Origin of the sequence: Paraglaciecola aquimarina, from assembly GCF_032464635.1 — a bacterium.
Classification (GTDB): domain Bacteria; phylum Pseudomonadota; class Gammaproteobacteria; order Enterobacterales; family Alteromonadaceae; genus Paraglaciecola; species Paraglaciecola aquimarina.
Window position 1 is genome coordinate 2,376,262 of record NZ_JAWDIO010000002.1, and the last position, 17,595, is coordinate 2,393,856.

Below are 17,595 nucleotides of genomic sequence, written 5' to 3' on the forward strand. Positions count from 1 at the left end.
GACACCCATCGAAAATTTCAATACAAATATCATTTTATCTAGACACCCATCGAAAATTTCAATACAAATATAACCATTCAAACTGCAAGTTATTTAGCTTTGCTTTGGGGAGTGTTACAGAACTCGATGTTTTTGATAGAAGTCGCAAATATTCGCGGTTTTATCACATTTTATCTAGACACCCATCATAAATTTCAATACAAATATAACCATTCAAACTGCAAGTTATTTAGCTTTGCTTTGGGGAGTGTTACAGAACTCGATGTTTGTGATAGAAATCGCAAATATTTGCGGTTTTATTGGTTTTGTAAATACAATGCTACCTCACCTTGTGATGACTGTGTTTGTCCTTGGTGAAGGTGTTTACCTTAAGCGCGTTTGAGTAAGGTTTTTGACTTGCTCATGCCTCGCATTCGCTGGTGGCCGGTGTGAGCTTTGAATTGATGCATCATTTGCTCAGCGCCAGCGGCGTAGCAAAAATGTTGTTCGAACTCTGTGGTGAGGGTAAGCCATTGTGCGTCTGATAACCCTAATCTTTCAAGTATCGGGTTATGTTTATGGTCTATCTGTCCTGCTTTCTCTTCACGAATACAGCGACCTGTGCAATCTACCAATTCACAATAGTCCTTTAGGCTGTAGGCAATGCCTTTACCCATGCCTTGCTGATAATTGCCAATAAAGGGCAGGAGTTGATGAGGCTGGGCTGTCCTCTTTTGCATGGCTTTCACGCGTTTTTGAATACTGGTGTGTTTGGACGTTTCTGGCGTACTTGCTATTTTCGCTCGCACAGGGTTTAAGTCGACATAAGCCATGCAGGCGAGTACCGCTGATTCATCAAGTAACGCTTGAGATGTAAACCGTCCTTCCCAAAAGCGACCGGTACAACCATCTTCTTTGTTGGCTTCACGGGCGACATATTCATTGAGATTTCCCATAAACCAACTGATGTCGTATAAGCGTTGGCGATAGATTTCTGCGGTCTCGGTTAGGGTCAACATCTCACTATGTGTGAGCGCCTCTTCTCGTAAGTACTTTTGACTGAGTAATGTACCTTTGTGTAATTGATGCCAATGTTCAAGGACCTGTTTTAGGCTCCAATTATCCGCTGTCGCTTTATCAACAAATAGCACCACATGCACATGGTTACTCATGACCGCATAAGCACTGATATCTATCGCAAATACAGACGCCAAAAGCAATAATCGCTCTTCTACCCACCCCCGCCTATGTTCGTAACTTTGACCTGAATAATCATCTACACCGCACAAAAAACAGCGACGAACACAACGTGAAACACAATGATAATAAGGCGTATCGATTAAAGAAACTTGAGATGAACGAGACCTAGGCATGATTGACTCCCTTCAAACAACGTAAATTAAGCTTAGTCCGACAATCTAAAAACTCAATGTTTTATTTGCTTATAATGGGTGTCTAGATAAGTACAATGTTTTATTTGCTTATCGTGGGTGTCTAGATAAGTAGTAGTGGGTGTCTAGATAAGTAGTAGTGGGTGTCTAGATAAGTATTGGTGTCTAGATAAGTATTAATTGGAGCGCTATGACAGATGAAGTATACGGTTTGTTAGCTTTATCTGAATCCACTAGGTTGTTGCAATACCGAGTGGATTTATTTGTTATAAAGCGGCTGAACAATCTATAGATATCACAGCTACGCGCAAAACAGATAATAAAAAACAGCTCTTTGAGTTATCGCCCAGTCTTAGACAAAGGATGTTGTTTGAATAACTGTAGAATAGCGAACACGTAAAATAACCTGTTGTGTTACGTTAAATAATTGTACGCTAGGATCAGCAGCTATACATTGTGTAAAGGAGATAATCTTGCGTATAAAAATAAATCTTATGCTGGGCTTTTGGGTGATATTTTATAGTTCACTGGGTTATGCTTTTGAAGTCCCTACTTTTTTTGCTAGTAATATGGTTGTACAACAAAATAAGCAATTTGTTATTTGGGGGACTGATACGGCCAAGCAACGTATCACAATGACAACCAGCTGGGGTGGTTCAACAAGTACCCGAGCTGACGCCAATGGCAAGTGGCGGCTAACCGTCGATACACCCAAAGCGGATCATAAACCTCATAAAATAGTATTGACTGGCAGCAATAAGAAAATATTCTCTAATGTGTTGTTAGGTGAAGTGTGGTTCGCCTCGGGTCAATCGAATATGGGTATGCCGCTTTCAGGCAATTTTAATCAGCCGATAATCGGTAGTAACGAAACCATATTACATTCAACCAACCCACAATTACGTTTGTTTACAGCAGCAATAAAAGCCAGCGTTACTCCTCTTGATAATGTGCAAGGAACATGGCAAGAAGCGCAGCCAGCGACAGTAAAAACATTTAGCGCAACCGCATATTATTTTGCTGCAAAGTTACAAGCTTTATTAGATGTACCTGTTGGAATTATTGTCAGTGCTTGGGGCGGTACGCCAGTGGAATCTTGGATCGACGCGCCCACTCTCGCACAATATGCCGACTTTAATTTTCATCAAGCTTTAACCAATCAGCCAGTTCATAGACAGCCCAGCCAACTATTTAATGGCATGATCAATCCATTCTTAGGTTTACAAATTAAAGGGGCTATTTGGTATCAAGGCGAAGCCAATCGCTCAAGAGCTCGTGAATACAAAACGTTATTTCCTGCCATGGTAAAAAATTGGCGTAACTTGTGGAACAGTGGAGAGTTTGCTTTTCATTTTGTCCAAATTGCACCCTTTTCTTATAAGGGAGATAGGTCATCTGCTTATTTACGAGAAGCTCAGCTACAAAGTGTCGAGGCGATCCCAAATAGTGGAATGGCTGTAACCTTAGATGTGGGCAATTGTTCGCAAATTCACCCCGCGGATAAACAACCTGTTGGAGAGCGTTTGGCGTATTTAGCGTTAGGCAATCAGTATGGAATGGATGTGAGTCATACCGCCCCTACATTTAAGCATGCTGACATGCTTGATGATGGTAAAGTTAGTGTCGATTTCGCTAACGCACCCTTAGGTCTGACAAGTTTTTCAAAAGCCATTACTGAGTTTGAAGTAGCTGGAAACGATAGAGTATTTTTCCCCGCGCAAGCAAAACTCATGCATAGAAAAGCGAAACTAACGGTTTGGAGCGACGAAGTAAAACAACCTGTCGCAGTAAGGTATGCCTTTAAAGATTGCCCTAGCGGCGAATTATTTGGTGTGAATGGTTTACCTATTTCATCTTTTAGAAGTGATGACTGGTGATGGGAAAAAGAAAGTGTAGGTACATTTGTGGTTTGTCCTTAAATGATAAGAAGGCGACTCAGGTGTTCTGCAACGGCTTAAAAACGTGCTAGAGGGCATAATTTACAAAACCTTTACCTGTTTATATGTAAATTGCATCGTTTATATATTGAATGTGGGGCTGTGAGTTGTTACCTTTAAGTATACGGCTTATTCGATAGTGGCTATTCATCACTTAAGCTACCGATTTTAAATACACAGGTAATCATTTATGAAAAAAACACTTCTCTCTATAGCTATCTGCTCATTATTCGTGGGTGTATCTAGCTGTAGCAATCAGCAAGGGGCGACGACGTCTAGTAGCGACAAGTCTAGCGTAAAAAATGTCACTTACGCAGAAGACTGGGATTCATTGTCTAAAGTAGAAGAGCAGCCAGCATGGTTCTCAAGACGCTAAGTTAGGTATTTATGCTCATTGGGGGCCTGTATCTACGGCTAACCTCAATATGAAAAATGGTGTTGGTTGGTATGGTCTAAATGTTTACATGGATGAAGCCTATAATTGGAAAACAGGTGAAAAGCGTTTAAAAAATGGTAAGCCAGTTGTTAATGCTACTTATAAGCATCATGTTGAAACCCATGGACCTCTAGATAAAGTAGGGTATAAAGACATTATCCCTAATTTTAAGCCTACTGCATTTGACGCCGAAGAGTGGGCTGAGTTGTTTGCTAAATCTGGTGCTAAGTTTGCCGGACCTGTAGCAATGCATCATGATAACTTTGCTATGTGGGACAGCGAAGTCACGCGCTGGAATGTAAAAGACATGATGGGAATTGACGTAACGGGTGAGCTTAAAAAAGCACTTGATAAGCGAGATATGAAGTTCTTAACTTCTTTCCATCATGCCTTCACTTGGGTGTACTATGCGAATGCTTATAAATTCGATGCCACCGAGGAAACTTCAGATTTATACACCGACCAACATGAACTAACGGATTTTAAACCCACCAAACGTTTTCATGATGAATGGTACGCTAAACTAAAGGAGGTAGTGGATAATTATCAGCCCGATGTCGTTTGGTTTGACTGGTGGGTAGAAGAATTAGATGAAGACTACCGCAAAAAATTCATAGCCTATTATTACAATAAAGGTGTTGAATGGGGTAAGGATGTTGTTATTAGTTATAAAAACACGTCTTTCCCAGCAGAGGTAGGCGTACATGATTATGAGCGCGGCCGTCCTAATAAAATCAAAGATAAATTCTGGATGACAGATACTTCTCCAGGCGCTTGGTTTTTCCGCCAAAATGCTAAGTTTGTTTCACCTAATGAAATTGTCGATATCTTAATAGATATTGTCTCCAAAAATGGCTTGATGCTATTAAATGTGCCACCTAACCCAGATGGATCGATCCCACAAGAAATGAAAGATATGTTGGGCGACTTAGGCAAATGGCTTGAAATTAATGGTGAAGGTATATACGAAACTCGTCCTTGGCGAGTATTTGGTGAAGGCCCAACGCGGATCAAAGGCGGTGGCCATAAAGTAGAAAAACAAAAAATTGTGTATTCGGACAAAGATATCCGTTTTACTAAAAAAGGTGATGATACGCTTTTTGCAATCGTCATGGATGCACCTAAGAGCGACATTTTAGTAAAAACACTCAGTACAAGTTTGAGCGTACTGGATGGAAAAATCACCAATGTTGAACTGTTAGGCAGTGATGAAAAAGTTAATTGGACCCTAGATGACACAGGACTACATATTGACAAGCCTAGTAAAGTACCAAGCGAATTTGCCTTAACCTACAAAATTTCGTTGTTGAACGAAGCGGAATGGGGCATTGGCGGAGAAGACGATCCAGAGTAGTTCACTCACTTATAAATACCCACGCTCAATGTGTCCGTTGCAACAGCCAGTTTGATTAGCCCCAAACTGGCTTTTTTGTGCTTTCAGTGAATAGGCATCTCAATGAACCGTTAGTTTTGCAACCAAGTTAGCATATTCAAATCCACTGATGTGCAGTCATCTACTTGTTTGTAGTAGGAGTTCGACACAACATTATCTTACTATAATTCGCTTGTTTTGCTGGGAGGCCTTGCAAGCTAAATAATAACGCCACCCTGTTCTGGTAGATGAAGGGTAACTTGCCCCGTCTGGCCTACAATATACCTAGTGAGTATTTTACGATCAGGCTCGGCCGTGATGGTACTTCTGAGTGGCTAGAGGACTACAATTAGGCTGTTCTGCATCTCGGAAAGTCAGTGCATCTGTATCCCTGTGTTTCCAAGCCATTCATTTAACCGATACTGTTTAACGGCGATATAACACTTTCGTGACGATACATTAATACCGTTTGTGCCTATTCCCCTTGGTGAGTAATACACCGGAAAAATATCGAGGTTACACAAGGTTGGAACTACTTATCGATTAACCTTCTAATAGCCTATTTAACAACAATGAAAAGCAACTTGTTGTTATGGCTGTTGCATTTTTTTAGATCAGTGCTTGATGATTTAAGTGGGCATATCCATTTGAAAGTAAATTGTGTTTATCATGCTTTTTTTGGGTGGTTTTTTTTGCCAATGAATTGTTTTTATTATTTTGCTGGTTTTGCAAAAATTGAATTTTGCTTGGTAATTTTGCTAATTAAAACAGCTGAGAAATAACCCTTATTTGTGGTTTTTTGATATTTGAATGGGGTGTAGAGGGAGTTGTAGGTACAGGCAGAGTAACTCAGACTGCTATTAGGGCGGCTTTTTTCCTCCGTATTTTACGTATAAATGCTAGGTTTTATAGAATGGTGTACCTTAAACAGACAGTAAACGAGGAGAATAACACGCAAGGTGCTCAGTCAAATAATTTGTCTCACCCCAGTGTTTACGCTTGTTAAGGATAAATGTTAGCGTAAGTTAACGGTTTGTTTTAAACAATAAGTCAGATGTTTATATTGTTTAAAATGCAATATCGCTATTTTTTACGTATTTTAGTTTTTGTTTATGCGTTAACGTATAAAAGTAAGCTGTTGATATTGATGTCTAATTGATTTTATTCACCTGTATTCACGCTACCTTTAAAATTTGTTATTTATATATGAATTTAACGTGTTTGTATTTGAATTGTTTTTCGTGGTGTTGTGTTTTTGTGTCTACTTGACTACTGGTGTTTTTTTGTCTTTTTTTGCCTTTTATTATCTTTTTTATGGTTGTAAGTGTTTGTATTTATACGGTTAATTGTTCTTTGTATAATTTGTGTAAAGAAAATTAACGTAAAGTGTTGGTATTATATTTGAAAGTGCTAAACTAAATATGAAATCAAATGTTGTTGTGTCTTTGGTTGGTAGTAGACGTTAGTCAATATTTGAAATTGTACGAAGTAGCTTGTACCTAAGCTTTTTATTTTCTTAAAGCGATGACATTAAAGAAATATTAATGTGAGCGTTTTTGGGGAGGTTGTTGGAGCTTAGTTATAGAAATAATAACGACATGTGAGAAGCACTTATGAAAGAAACTAAAAGTAGCCTTAAATTAAAGAATCTATTACTAGGTGCAGCATCGGCTGCAGCTTTGATGGGATCAATTCATAGCGTTCACGCACAAGAAGCAAACGCAAATAGTACCGAAGACGAGACTGAAGTCATTGAGGTTTCTGGATTTAGAGAATCCTTAACTAGTGCGATGAATATTAAACGTGCAGCAAAAAATATTGTTGATGCGATCAAAGCTGAAGATATAGGTAAATCATCAGACCAAAACATTGCAGAGGCATTGCAACGAGTTACCGGTATTTCTATTGGTCGAAGTGATGGTGAGGGTACGTCTATTACCGCCCGAGGCATAGGTGGTGACTTAAATAACGTGACACTTAATGGTGTTCCTCTTACTAGCTCGGGAGATAATCAGTCAGTCAACTTTAGTGAGTTCTCAGCTGATATTTTGCAAGCCATTGAAGTACAAAAAACGCCAAGCGCGTCTACTGATGAAGGTAGTTTAGGTGCCACCATAAAACTGGTTGGTTTTAAGCCACTTAGTGCGAAAAAAGATCGCCGAGTGTTTGAAGTGCAGAGTCGCTACAACAGCTTTGCTGATACAGATAGTTTTAGCCTGAGTGATTTAGGAGATGACGGTAAGTTACAATTCTCGTTTTCAGAAAAGTTCTTTGATGAAAAAGTGGGCTTGTCGTTTGTTGGGTCAAAAGAAACCCAAGCTACGCGTTTAGACCGTATAAACATTGCTCGTTGGGTGCCTAGCACACCAATTAATGGTGTTACTTATTTAGGTGATACTGAGCCAACAGCTCAAGATGGAACTATCGTAGGTTATGTGCCACAAAATGTGCAATATCATCATCAACAAGTACAACGTGACCGTGATACCTATCAACTTGCCTTGCAATTTAAATTGTGGGAAGGCAGTGATATTCAGTTTACCTACACAAAAACGAATCAAGAAATATTCCGCGATAACCAGTTTATGTCAATTAATGGTGACAGAAGTGCGGTAGATGCTAGTCAGACCATTCTTGATCCTGAGACGGGCAATATTGTAACCAATATCGATACAGCCTTTAGTCGTGATTCGGTTATTCCTTTTGTAGATAATCCTTTACCTAATGGTAATGTTTATACTCGTGCAGGTACTTGGCGTCAGCATAGAGATGTAACTAACGATATTCAAGAAACAGAAGTGTTTGGTATTGATCTAAAACAAGAAGTGGGCGATTTTATTATAAGTTTAACTGGCGGTACTTCAGAAACCGATCAGTATGACGATTTTAACTTACGTTCTTTTTGGCGGCCGAGAATTACCAACGGGACAGGTCTAGGGTTGGATAGATATAGCAATAACTTTGCAGGCTATACCTGCGATAATCCAGAAGGAGACTTGTTGTGCCGTAATGTGGCTACTGAAGGTTACTTCGATGATGGAACTAATTTTGAGTTTCAAACCTTCACTGATAGTCGCCGTTTTTCCAATGACAAAGCCACTAACTTATATTTTGACGTAGAATGGGACAAAGAAATTGGCTTTATCACCAGCTTGGAAACTGGGTTTAAATATAGTGATCGAGATAAAGAGCGCGATAATATCTACATAGGTTGTAACCGAGGTTGTATAGAAGGAGTATTAAACGAATTTACCTTAGCTGATTTCACTACTGAACAAACACCTGACGATTGGGGGGTTGAACTAGGGTTAGACCGTGACCATTTAACAGATGGTTGGTCTACCATTGATATTTTTGCTGTGAGAGATTTTGTTAGAGAGTTAGAGGTAGACGGCAAAATTGAAGCAAGCTTCTCGCCAGATAATGCGCAAAAAATAAGTCAAGAAGCGACAGCTGCTTATATACAAGCTAATTTTTCTTTAATGGATGATGCATTGTTCGGTGATTTTGGTTTACGTTACGCTAAGACTACAGTGACAGCTAATGGTACATCATATTTAGATTATGATGCTAATCAGAGCTTTCAATCAACGGGCATAGATGAAAACTTATCATTGTTTGGGTTTGAGCAAGAAAACGGCGTACCACTTGCCACAAACACGGCTACCGAAGAAGAAGCAAGAGCTGCGTTAATTGCTAAATATGGTCCATTAGTGTCGCAACAAAGTGAAAATGGTGAAACCATCCGTTTTGCAATCGAAGAAGAGCATAGCTATAACAACTTATTACCGAGCTTAAATCTTAATTATATTTTAAATGATGACATGGTATTACGTTTTGCTGCGTCACAGTCTATGGCTCGTCCAGAGTTTAATAAATTATTCCCCGAATTTAATGTACGCGAAAATATCTTTGGTAGCACGTCGAATGGCTCTATTGGTAGTGCACACTTAAATCCTTACAAGTCGACTAACTTTGATTTAGGTTTCGAATGGTATTTTGCTGAAGGTTCATTATTTTCGGCCGCATTGTTTACCAAAACATTTAGTGACTTTACTTCTCGTCGATTCTTTAACAGTTATTGGAAAGACGTGCGTGGCGACTATTTTGATTTATCAATGATTGATCCAAACGATTCGACTAGTCGCGCCTTTAGATTGAGTGAAGATCAGATAACGGCCGATGCACCTACGGCTAGCAATATTCTATTGCCATATTCCGCTGGTGACAATCAAGCAGGTTGTATGATCAATCGTGAGCTAGATCTAGTTGACCCAGATAATAGTAACTATTGTGACGTTGTGACGATGAATCAAACGGTGAATGGCACAGGCGGGTATGTTCGTGGTTTAGAGCTTAGCTTACAGCATAACTTTGTTAACTTGCCGGGTGCATGGTCTGGATTAGGTTTTGTGGCTAACTATACCTACGCTGATTCGCGTACTGATGAAGAGCGTATCACAGACCCAGATGGTAAATTGATTGACTATGTACCTGAAGCACCACTAGCAGGTACCTCAGAACATACTTTCAATACCACAGTATTCTGGGAAAAAGACGGTAAATTGGTACGTTTAGCCTATAACTATCGTACTGATTATTTGAATTCTCTAGTGGTGAATGACTTCGGTTCTCATTGGGTTGAAGGATATGGTTCGTTAGATTTATCGGCTAACTGGAAAATTAATAATATGTTTAACGTGACTTTCCAAGCGGTTAATTTAACAGATACTGTCATTCGTCGATACGATACCCGTCGTCCAGAAGTGGATGGTTCAGGTAATATTGTCGGCGGCGAAAGTAGCACTCTAGGTTCGCAACCTACGGGTCGAACAATTCAGTTACAGAATACCGGTACGATTTACCGTGTTGGTCTACGTGTAACTTTTTAATCGTTAGATAGTTCATTAAAAGAGGGTGACAGATTGCAGGTCTGTTGCCCTTTTTATGTTTGATTTGTGTGTTTAGTAATAAAAAAATAACTTTAAGTTTAAATTTTATCAGTGTTTGCCAACCTTGGTGGTGTATTATTGACAATCTACAATAAATTCTCTGAGGAACCGTTTTGGATATGTTAAAAAAAATAGGCTTGGCGATAACGTGTTTAATGTTAGTAAGCACCGCCTTTGTTAGTTCTGCGTCTGCAAATTTGGGCAAGCGCGAAGTTGATTTCAATTTCGACTGGAAATTTACCCTGGTCGAAGATACTGCTTTACCGGCCAAGTTACCGTTAAAAGACTCGAATTGGCGTGACGTGCGTTTGCCTCACGACTGGAGTGTAGAGCTAGATTTTGACGAATCTTTAGAAGGTGCCACGGGATATTTACCCGGTGGAGTGGGGATTTATCAAAAGCACTTTGTCACCCCAACTAAGCCAGAAGATAGCACCACCTATGTGTTATTTGATGGTGTGTATAACAACGCAACGTTTTGGTTGAATGGTAAATTATTAGGTGAAAATCCATATGGTTATTCACCGGTTTACTTTGACCTGTCTAATTATCTAAAGAAAGACGGCAGCCAAAATGTATTGACTGTACATGTTGATCACTCCCGCCATGGTGATAGCCGCTGGTACACGGGTAGTGGTATTTATCGTAATGTCAAACTGATCACAGTGGACAAATTACATATTCCGGTTTGGGGAACCTTTGTAACTACCCCTGAAATATCTAAAGAAGAAGCCAAAGTCGCCATCGATATTGATGTAAAAAACGATACAAAACGCACTCGTAGTTTTGTCTTGTCTACGCAAATTGTCGATGCTAGCGGGCGTGTGGTGGCTGAAACTGACGATAAGGTTAGGCTAAAAGGCAAGGCGAGAAAACCTATTCGCAAACCCTTAATGTGACGGATCCTAAACTGTGGGACATTCAACAGCCCAATATGTACAAGGCTGTGAGTAGCATTGTATATGATGATGAAACAGTCGATATATATGAAACCCCTTTTGGCATTAGAACCATTGAATTTATTGCCAAAAAAGGCTTTTTCTTAAATGGTAAACCGACATTAATGAAAGGTGTGTCACTACACCATGATGGTGGCTTAGTCGGTGCAGCCGTGCCTAAAGGCGTTTGGAAAAGACGTTTACAAGGGTTACAAGCCGCCGGTGTTAACGCTATTCGTACCGCTCACAATCCATTTTCCCAAGAGTTTTTTGACTTGTGTGATGAAATGGGGATTCTGGTACAAAATGAGTTCTTTGATGAGTTAGATTATGCCAAAGACAAGCGCTTAAATTACCACGACCAACATACAGATAATTTAACTCGTGGTTATGTAGAGAAATTCCAACAGTGGGCTAAGAGTGATTTGGAGCGCACTATGCTGCGTGATCGAAATCATCCTTCAATTGTTCAGTGGAGCATAGGTAACGAAATTGAGTGGACTTACGTACATTATCGTTATGTCACTGGGTTTTGGACCGATCCAAATGATCCTACCAAAGTCGATGGCAGCTTTTGGGGAGCGCCTCCTAAGTTTAGTCCTGAAGAAATGAAGAAACGCTACGAAGATTCACCAAAAGGCGAATATATTCTAGCTGACACAGCGAAACGTCTTAATGGTTGGGTAAAGGCCTTAGATACCACTCGCCCGACTACCGCTAATTTAATTTTACCCCAAGTGAGTCATGTAAGTGGGTATGCCGATGCTGTTGACCTAGTCGGCTACAGTTACCGAAATAGTGTTATCCCTTGGGGCCAAACGTATTTTCCTAACAAGCAAGTGACAATCAACGAAAACCCAGGTACTTGGGATGACTGGAAACAAGTCTTAAACCATCCAGAGTGTGTTCAGTCAGTTTATGTGGACGGGTATTGATTATATTGGTGAACGGCATAAAAAGTGGCCAGAAAAAAGCGGCTGGGGCGATATTCTCGACCTAGCTGGTTTTGAAGTACAAGGTTGGAATTACTTTAAAAGTGTATTTATTAACCAACCCCATATTTCTCTTGGTACGCTACCACTAAAAGACTCGGGATTTGAAGTTGAAGAATTGTCTGGCTTAGCCGTCGCTATAAATAATGGCAGTTACAGATGGCGTGATTCTAATATGCATTGGAATTATGAAAAAGGCGAACCTGTACTAGTTGAGGTCGCGTCTAATTATTCAATCGTAGAGTTATTTTTAAACGGTGAATCGTTAGGCTCACGTAGTATGTCTGAAAGTCCAGACCGCTTGTTTCGCTGGGTGGTGCCATTTAATTCGGGCACATTGACTGCTCGTGCTGGTTTTGATGGGCAAGAGATTGAAGCTAGCTATGAAACCGCGGGGCAAGCTACCGGCTTTACTTTAACAACCGATAAGTCTGAACTGGCTGCCGACGCCTACGATGTCGCACACTTAGTTGTGCAACTACATGATAAAGCAGGTCGTGTTGTTAAAACGCAAAATGCTCATGTAAGTTTTGAGATAGAAGGTCATAGTAAGCTCTTAGGTGTGGATAATGGTGCGCCTTATAATATTCAAAATTTCCAATCTAACCACCTGGATACCGCTAAAGGTCGTGCCTTAGCTATTATCCAGTCCACTAAACAAGCGGGAACGATTAAAGTTGTGGCGAAGATGGAAGGATTTAACCCCCAGACTATTTTGTTAAATAGCAAGTAGTCTGAACTAAATATAGGCTTGATAGGGAGTGTTCCCTAGCAAGCCTTTTTTATAACCGATGAAAACTAAAGGTTTGCATATGCGACTCAAAATCAGTCATTTAATTGTTGTTTTTAGCCTCTTCAGTGTAGGAGTGTTCAGTCAAGCCTTACCTGAAGGTTATCCACATACAGAACGTTCGAAGGTCATGTTAACCGCGGGCTGGAAGTTCCATTTAGGTGACCCTGAGGCTGCATATTATGCCACTGATTTTGATGACGCTAGTTGGCAAAGTGTCTCTGTTCCTCACACTTTAGCACTCACGTCTTTAGCTTTAAACGGCGTGCGAGACAGCAAAGTGCAAGAAACCTTTCAGCGCGAAGTCGGTTGGTATAAACGCACAATTAAGGTGACGGCAGACAGTTCTAAAAGCGTTTTTTAGAATTTGAGGGCGCCCATCAAGAAACAGATTTATGGGTCAATGGCCAACATGCTGGTAATCATGCTGTAAGTGGTTATACCCCTTTTATTTTTGATATTTCAGAATACGTAACATACGGAGAAGAAAATCAGATTACACTATTGGTGGACAATCGCCGTAGCCAGCATATTCCACCCGATCCGGGGCCATTTGATTATGTGAAGTTCAGTGGTTTATATCGCGATGTGTATCTAGTTGAAACCGCACCAGTGCGTATAACCTTCAATATTGAAGGTATGAATAATGGCATTACCATCACCACACCTAGTGTCGACCCGGTTAATCTTAATGCCACTCTAAATGTTAAAACCCATGTCATCAACCAGTCTACGCAGACACAACAAGTACAAGTCATTAATCGTTTGGTGGACAAGTCGGGTAGTGTGCTACTGAAACTGTCAGATAGCTATGCTTTGCCAGCAGGCGAGGCGTTTGAGTTCAATCAAATTGGCGGCATTGAACAGGGGCTAAAACTTTGGTCGACGGATGATCCTTATTTGTACAAGTTAAATACGTTATTGCTAGTGGACGGCAAAGCGCTGGATGTTGCCGACAATAACGTTGGTTTTCGTAAATTTGAATTTGACCAAAAACATGGTTTTAAGTTGAATAACAAACCGATTAAATTAATTGGCTTTAATCGTCATCAGCATTACGGCTACATAGGAGACGCCTTGCCTAATTCGTTGCACAAAAAAGATATGCAACAGTTCAAAGAGCTAGGGTTCAATGTTGTGCGCACCGCTCATTATCCACAAGATGATGCATTACTAAAGGCTTGTGACGAACTAGGTATTTTAGTGTACGAAGAAGCGCCAACTTGGACTGGCATGCAAAATTCAGGTAAATGGTGGGATAACCTTGAGGCGTCGGCACGAACTATGGTGAGAAATCATAGGAATCATCCATCCGTGATCATTTGGGGGCGGGTATTAACCACAGAGGGTATGTACCTAAGTTACATTATGCGGTCAAACAAGAAGACCCTAACCGTTTAACGGCTTCTCAGAGCAGTCGCTGGACAGGGTGGCAGTCAAGTGGTTTGACTGACGTGTTTGCTAATATGAATTATGGTCCAGGTGAATGGGCGAGGCATGAGCAAATATTGGGCATGGAAGGTTGGTATGGCCCATCAGTTGTGGCCGAGTATAAAAATGATCCTATGAAAACAGGGATAATTTACTGGACAGCGCACGCTTATTATACTTTTCATGATATCGGAGTTTGGGATGACAGAACCCGTTCAGGCGCATTGTCGGTATTCAGGTCAGTGCGCAACCCTAAAGTTATGTGGTATCCAACAGAGCTAGTTGATACGCCTAGCTTATATGTCAAAGATCCTTGGACAGAACATAGCAAAATGCTAACTATTTACAGTAATGCCGATGAAATTGAACTAGCGGTTAATGACCAAGTAAAAGGTCGCTTTAAGCCCTCTACAGCACTTAAATATATTGGTCTTGATCATCCTCCATTCGAGATCCCTGTCACATTTTATGAAGCGGGTAAATTAACCGTTACGGGCTTTATTCAGGGCCAACAGGTATTACAACAGGAGCGGTATACGCCCGGTGAAGCTTACAAGATCAATCTTAAGTTTGACACAAAAGACCGAGTATTTGCCGCAGATGGCAACGACATCTTAGTGGGCTACGCAGAAATATTAGATAAAAATGGGATGCTGCTTACCGATGCTAATGTGGATGTTGAGTTTTCAATATCAGGTCCAGCTGAGATCATTGGTGACAATGTTAATATTCAGGCTAATCCCGCTAAGGCTAGATTAGGTGTTGCGCCAATATTAGTGAGGGCTAGTACTAAAGCAGGTAGTATAAAAATTCGGGCCAAAGCCAAAGGGCTGAAATCAGATTCGGTAAAATTGCGTAGTCAAGAGGTCAGCAAAGATGCAATTTTAGTGAATGCGTACCCGATAAAAGACTATGCGAAAATTCGTGTCGACATGGGCGCTGAAGATCAACTTGTGCAATTTGGATGGCAAGCTTGGTATGGTCAAGATAACCAAAATGCTTCGGTGCATTTTGATGACTTTGGTGGTTTTGATGTCTCGCTGCTAAAAAACTCAGAGCAAGGTATATTACGTTGGTTAGGCGAAATGAATGTGATTGGTTTACATGGTTATGTTTATGGCGAGGGCGTGGTAGGTGTTGATAAGCAAGGTATCAGTTTAATTTTCGATGGTTTAGAGAAAGGCCAATACAGCATTAAAACGTACCATCATGCACCTCGCTCTAATACCGATTCAATGGATCCTAACTTGGATAAGTTAAAGACTATAACGATCCATAAATTACCCTATGCCACCGCGTTAGAAGCATTAGTAAGTGATGCATCAGGAGCGCGGAGTGTTAAAAATATTGCAGTGACAGAAGGCAAGTCTCTACAATTAGGACAGCCAGGTTCACAAACCATCAGTTTTGCAGCGGACGGAACCAATCCGGTATCGATTGTGTTCAGAGATCCCAAGGCTGAAAAAGGTATTTGGCTGAATGGATTTGAACTAACATCCCATAACAACATGCATTAAGACATTTAGCGGCAGGGGAGTTGCACGACTCCCCCTAAGGTACGCCAATAGCCTGCTACAATTTTGCGGATTTAGCCGTAATGCTTAAAATTATCACCGGCTCAGCTAACATTTGGCCCTTTACATATTGGTCTGCGACCGCTTTGGCATTTCTCATTTGATGAATTTTCCGTACTACCTCCATTCCTGCGATCACTCTGCCAAAAGCTGCAAACCCCTGTCCATCTGGATTGCGCTTGCCAGCAAAATCTAATGAAGGTTGAGGGCCTACACAGATAAAAATTCGGAAGTCGCGGAACCAGGGGCGCCACGAGCCATGGATAATGTGCCATCTAAATGCGTTATGCCGGTTTGCAGGGTTGTTTCTAAAGGAATTTCACTGAAATTCTTAAATCCTGGATTCGCCCCTCCTTGGATCACTTCAATTTTCGGCTTGCCATTGTCATTGTCTAACCGAACCACTCGATAAAAGCGCCCGTTTTCAAACGCGCCTGATTCGATGTAACGTAGAAAATTATTGACTGTGATTGGCGCTTGTTGTGGATACAACTCGATGCTAATAGTGCCTATACTCGTTTGAATCGTCGCGTGTTGAGGTTGGCTGGGACTAGTGTTGTTTGCAAAAGCAAGTGTTATGGTTTGAGCTAACAGCAGTATGATAGCGATTGGAATAGTACGGAGTCGTTGCGATAGTGTCATTATTCTCACCCATGGTAATGTTGAGCTTCAGTGGATCCTGAATATCTTTTCAATTTAGAATTTATTAATATGGCGGTCATTGTTTATTATTAGCGTAATGCCTACCAGCCCCAATGTTGAAAAAAATGAAATTTACTAAGTATCACGCCCTCGGCAACGACTACATTGTTATTGCGCCGAACGAACTAGATCATGATATGACCAGCGCCGAAATCAAAACTATATGTGACCGCCATTATGGCGTGGGTTCAGATGGGGTTTTGTACGGTCCGCTGCCAAGTGCCAGTTGTGATTTTAAGTTAAGAATTTTTAATCCTGATGGTAGTGAGGCGGAGAAAAGTGGTAATGGTTTACGAATATTCTCTCGTTATCTATGGGATACTAAATTGGTGACACACGACACCTTTAGTATTGAAACAAAGGGCGGAGAAGTGAAAGCCACGGTTCATGCCGAAGGAAAACGTGTCACGGTAGACATGGGTAAGGTTCGATATACCCACGGTAGCGACCACTCACTGGCCATCCGAAAAGAGACTATTCAGATAGCAGACCAGACATTTGTTGGTTATCGAGCCAGTGTCGGTAATCCACATTTTGTCATTCCTGTACAGCAGTTAAGTGCAGATCTTGCCCACCAATATGGCCCTTTGATTGAACAGGACGCCCGTTTTGAAAATCGCACTAATGTACAATTTCTAAAAGTACTGGATCGCCACACCATTCAGATAGAAATTTGGGAGCGCGGAGCAGGCTATACACTTGCATCTGGCAGCAGCAGTACAGCAGCAGCTGGCGTAGCATGTGGCTTAGGTCTATGTGATGAAATTATATCGGTTAATATGCCGGGCGGCGAAATCAAAATTAGTTTGGATCAGGACTTATTCGCCACCATGCAAGGTGCCGTGTGTAAAATTGCAAACGGCGAACTAGCGATGGAAGCACTAGAAGACTATCGTAATACGTTTTAGTCGGTGACCCCTTAACAAGATCCAGTGAGTCTTAACTGAAGCCTTTTATACCCTTGCTGAGTGGCCACATATAAAAATCAATGGATAGTCATCAAGTTGCTGAATATCCTATTCCAAAATAGCAGATGCTTTCATGCATTTTTACTTTTAATTTGTAAGTGAAAACTGCTATTTTCGAACCTATAAAATTGTG

At 40.8% G+C, this 17,595-nt stretch carries 12 protein-coding genes and 2 pseudogenes; 12 read left to right on the forward strand and 2 right to left on the reverse strand.

Going from position 1 to position 17,595, the window contains the following annotated elements; all coding sequences use genetic code 11:
- Positions 1 to 368: 368 nt before the first annotated feature.
- Positions 369 to 1,352, reverse strand: coding sequence for a transposase (locus RS130_RS11935; protein ID WP_316026142.1), 984 nt, complete (start codon positions 1,350 to 1,352; stop codon positions 369 to 371).
- A gap of 491 nt (positions 1,353 to 1,843) precedes the next feature.
- On the opposite strand from RS130_RS11935, the gene RS130_RS11940 reads away from it, so the two are divergent.
- The 11 genes and pseudogenes from RS130_RS11940 to RS130_RS11990 all read left to right on the forward strand — a co-directional run bounded on the left by RS130_RS11940 (position 1,844) and on the right by RS130_RS11990 (position 15,735).
- Positions 1,844 to 3,247: a sialate O-acetylesterase gene (locus tag RS130_RS11940; RefSeq protein ID WP_316026143.1), complete on the forward strand. Its 1,404-nt coding sequence runs from the start codon at positions 1,844 to 1,846 to the stop codon at positions 3,245 to 3,247.
- Positions 3,248 to 3,497: 250 nt separating this feature from the next.
- A complete protein-coding gene (locus tag RS130_RS11945; RefSeq protein WP_316026144.1) occupies positions 3,498 to 3,683 on the forward strand; it encodes a hypothetical protein in 186 nt (61 codons plus the stop codon).
- 49 nt (positions 3,684 to 3,732) lie between these two features.
- Positions 3,733 to 5,097 (forward strand): alpha-L-fucosidase, encoded by a 1,365-nt coding sequence (locus RS130_RS11950; protein WP_316026145.1) that lies wholly within the window; start codon positions 3,733 to 3,735, stop codon positions 5,095 to 5,097.
- Positions 5,098 to 6,728: 1,631 nt separating this feature from the next.
- Positions 6,729 to 10,007 carry a TonB-dependent receptor gene (locus RS130_RS11955; RefSeq protein ID WP_316026146.1) on the forward strand — a complete coding sequence of 1,093 codons (3,279 nt, stop codon included), beginning with the start codon at positions 6,729 to 6,731 and terminating at the stop codon, positions 10,005 to 10,007.
- Between the two features lie 179 nt (positions 10,008 to 10,186).
- On the forward strand, positions 10,187 to 10,966 hold the full coding sequence (locus RS130_RS11960; protein WP_346433330.1) for a sugar-binding domain-containing protein: 780 nt from the start codon (positions 10,187 to 10,189) through the stop codon (positions 10,964 to 10,966).
- Positions 10,963 to 11,940, forward strand: coding sequence for a glycoside hydrolase family 2 protein (locus tag RS130_RS11965; protein ID WP_346433331.1), 978 nt, complete (start codon positions 10,963 to 10,965; stop codon positions 11,938 to 11,940). Before RS130_RS11960 ends, RS130_RS11965 begins: the two co-directional genes overlap by 4 nt.
- Positions 11,924 to 12,730 (forward strand): DUF4982 domain-containing protein, encoded by an 807-nt coding sequence (locus RS130_RS11970; protein ID WP_316026147.1) that lies wholly within the window; start codon positions 11,924 to 11,926, stop codon positions 12,728 to 12,730. Before RS130_RS11965 ends, RS130_RS11970 begins: the two co-directional genes overlap by 17 nt.
- A 79-nt stretch (positions 12,731 to 12,809) precedes the next feature.
- Positions 12,810 to 13,151 carry a hypothetical protein gene (locus RS130_RS11975; RefSeq protein WP_316026148.1) on the forward strand — a complete coding sequence of 114 codons (342 nt, stop codon included), beginning with the start codon at positions 12,810 to 12,812 and terminating at the stop codon, positions 13,149 to 13,151.
- Between the two features lie 53 nt (positions 13,152 to 13,204).
- Positions 13,205 to 13,333: pseudogene (locus RS130_RS11980) on the forward strand (hypothetical protein); the annotation flags it as partial.
- Between the two features lie 42 nt (positions 13,334 to 13,375).
- On the forward strand, positions 13,376 to 14,188 hold the full coding sequence (locus tag RS130_RS11985) for a glycoside hydrolase family 2 protein (protein ID WP_346433342.1): 813 nt from the start codon (positions 13,376 to 13,378) through the stop codon (positions 14,186 to 14,188).
- Complete coding sequence (locus tag RS130_RS11990; RefSeq protein WP_316026149.1) at positions 14,110 to 15,735, forward strand: DUF4982 domain-containing protein; 1,626 nt, start codon at positions 14,110 to 14,112, stop codon at positions 15,733 to 15,735. The genes RS130_RS11985 and RS130_RS11990 overlap by 79 nt, the downstream gene beginning before the upstream one ends.
- 55 nt (positions 15,736 to 15,790) lie before the next feature.
- Here the strand turns inward: RS130_RS11990 and RS130_RS11995 are convergent.
- A pseudogene (locus RS130_RS11995) lies at positions 15,791 to 16,434 on the reverse strand (peptidylprolyl isomerase).
- A gap of 125 nt (positions 16,435 to 16,559) precedes the next feature.
- Between RS130_RS11995 and dapF the strand changes: the two are divergent.
- Complete coding sequence (gene dapF / locus RS130_RS12000; protein WP_316026150.1) at positions 16,560 to 17,402, forward strand: diaminopimelate epimerase; 843 nt, start codon at positions 16,560 to 16,562, stop codon at positions 17,400 to 17,402.
- Positions 17,403 to 17,595: the final 193 nt, after the last annotated feature.

Excerpts from the sequence above, each read along its gene's own strand:
- RS130_RS11945 (WP_316026144.1), top strand. The coding sequence starts at position 3,498 with ATGAAAAAAACACTTCTCTCTATAGCTATCTGCTCATTATTCGTGGGT.
- RS130_RS11975 (WP_316026148.1), top strand. The coding sequence starts at position 12,810 with ATGCGACTCAAAATCAGTCATTTAATTGTTGTTTTTAGCCTCTTCAGT.
- RS130_RS11955 (WP_316026146.1), top strand. The coding sequence starts at position 6,729 with ATGAAAGAAACTAAAAGTAGCCTTAAATTAAAGAATCTATTACTAGGT.
- RS130_RS11970 (WP_316026147.1), top strand. The coding sequence starts at position 11,924 with ATGTGGACGGGTATTGATTATATTGGTGAACGGCATAAAAAGTGGCCA.
- RS130_RS11950 (WP_316026145.1), top strand. The coding sequence starts at position 3,733 with ATGAAAAATGGTGTTGGTTGGTATGGTCTAAATGTTTACATGGATGAA.
- RS130_RS11960 (WP_346433330.1), top strand. The coding sequence starts at position 10,187 with ATGTTAAAAAAAATAGGCTTGGCGATAACGTGTTTAATGTTAGTAAGC.
- dapF (WP_316026150.1), top strand. The coding sequence starts at position 16,560 with ATGAAATTTACTAAGTATCACGCCCTCGGCAACGACTACATTGTTATT.
- RS130_RS11935 (WP_316026142.1), bottom strand. The coding sequence starts at position 1,352 with ATGCCTAGGTCTCGTTCATCTCAAGTTTCTTTAATCGATACGCCTTAT.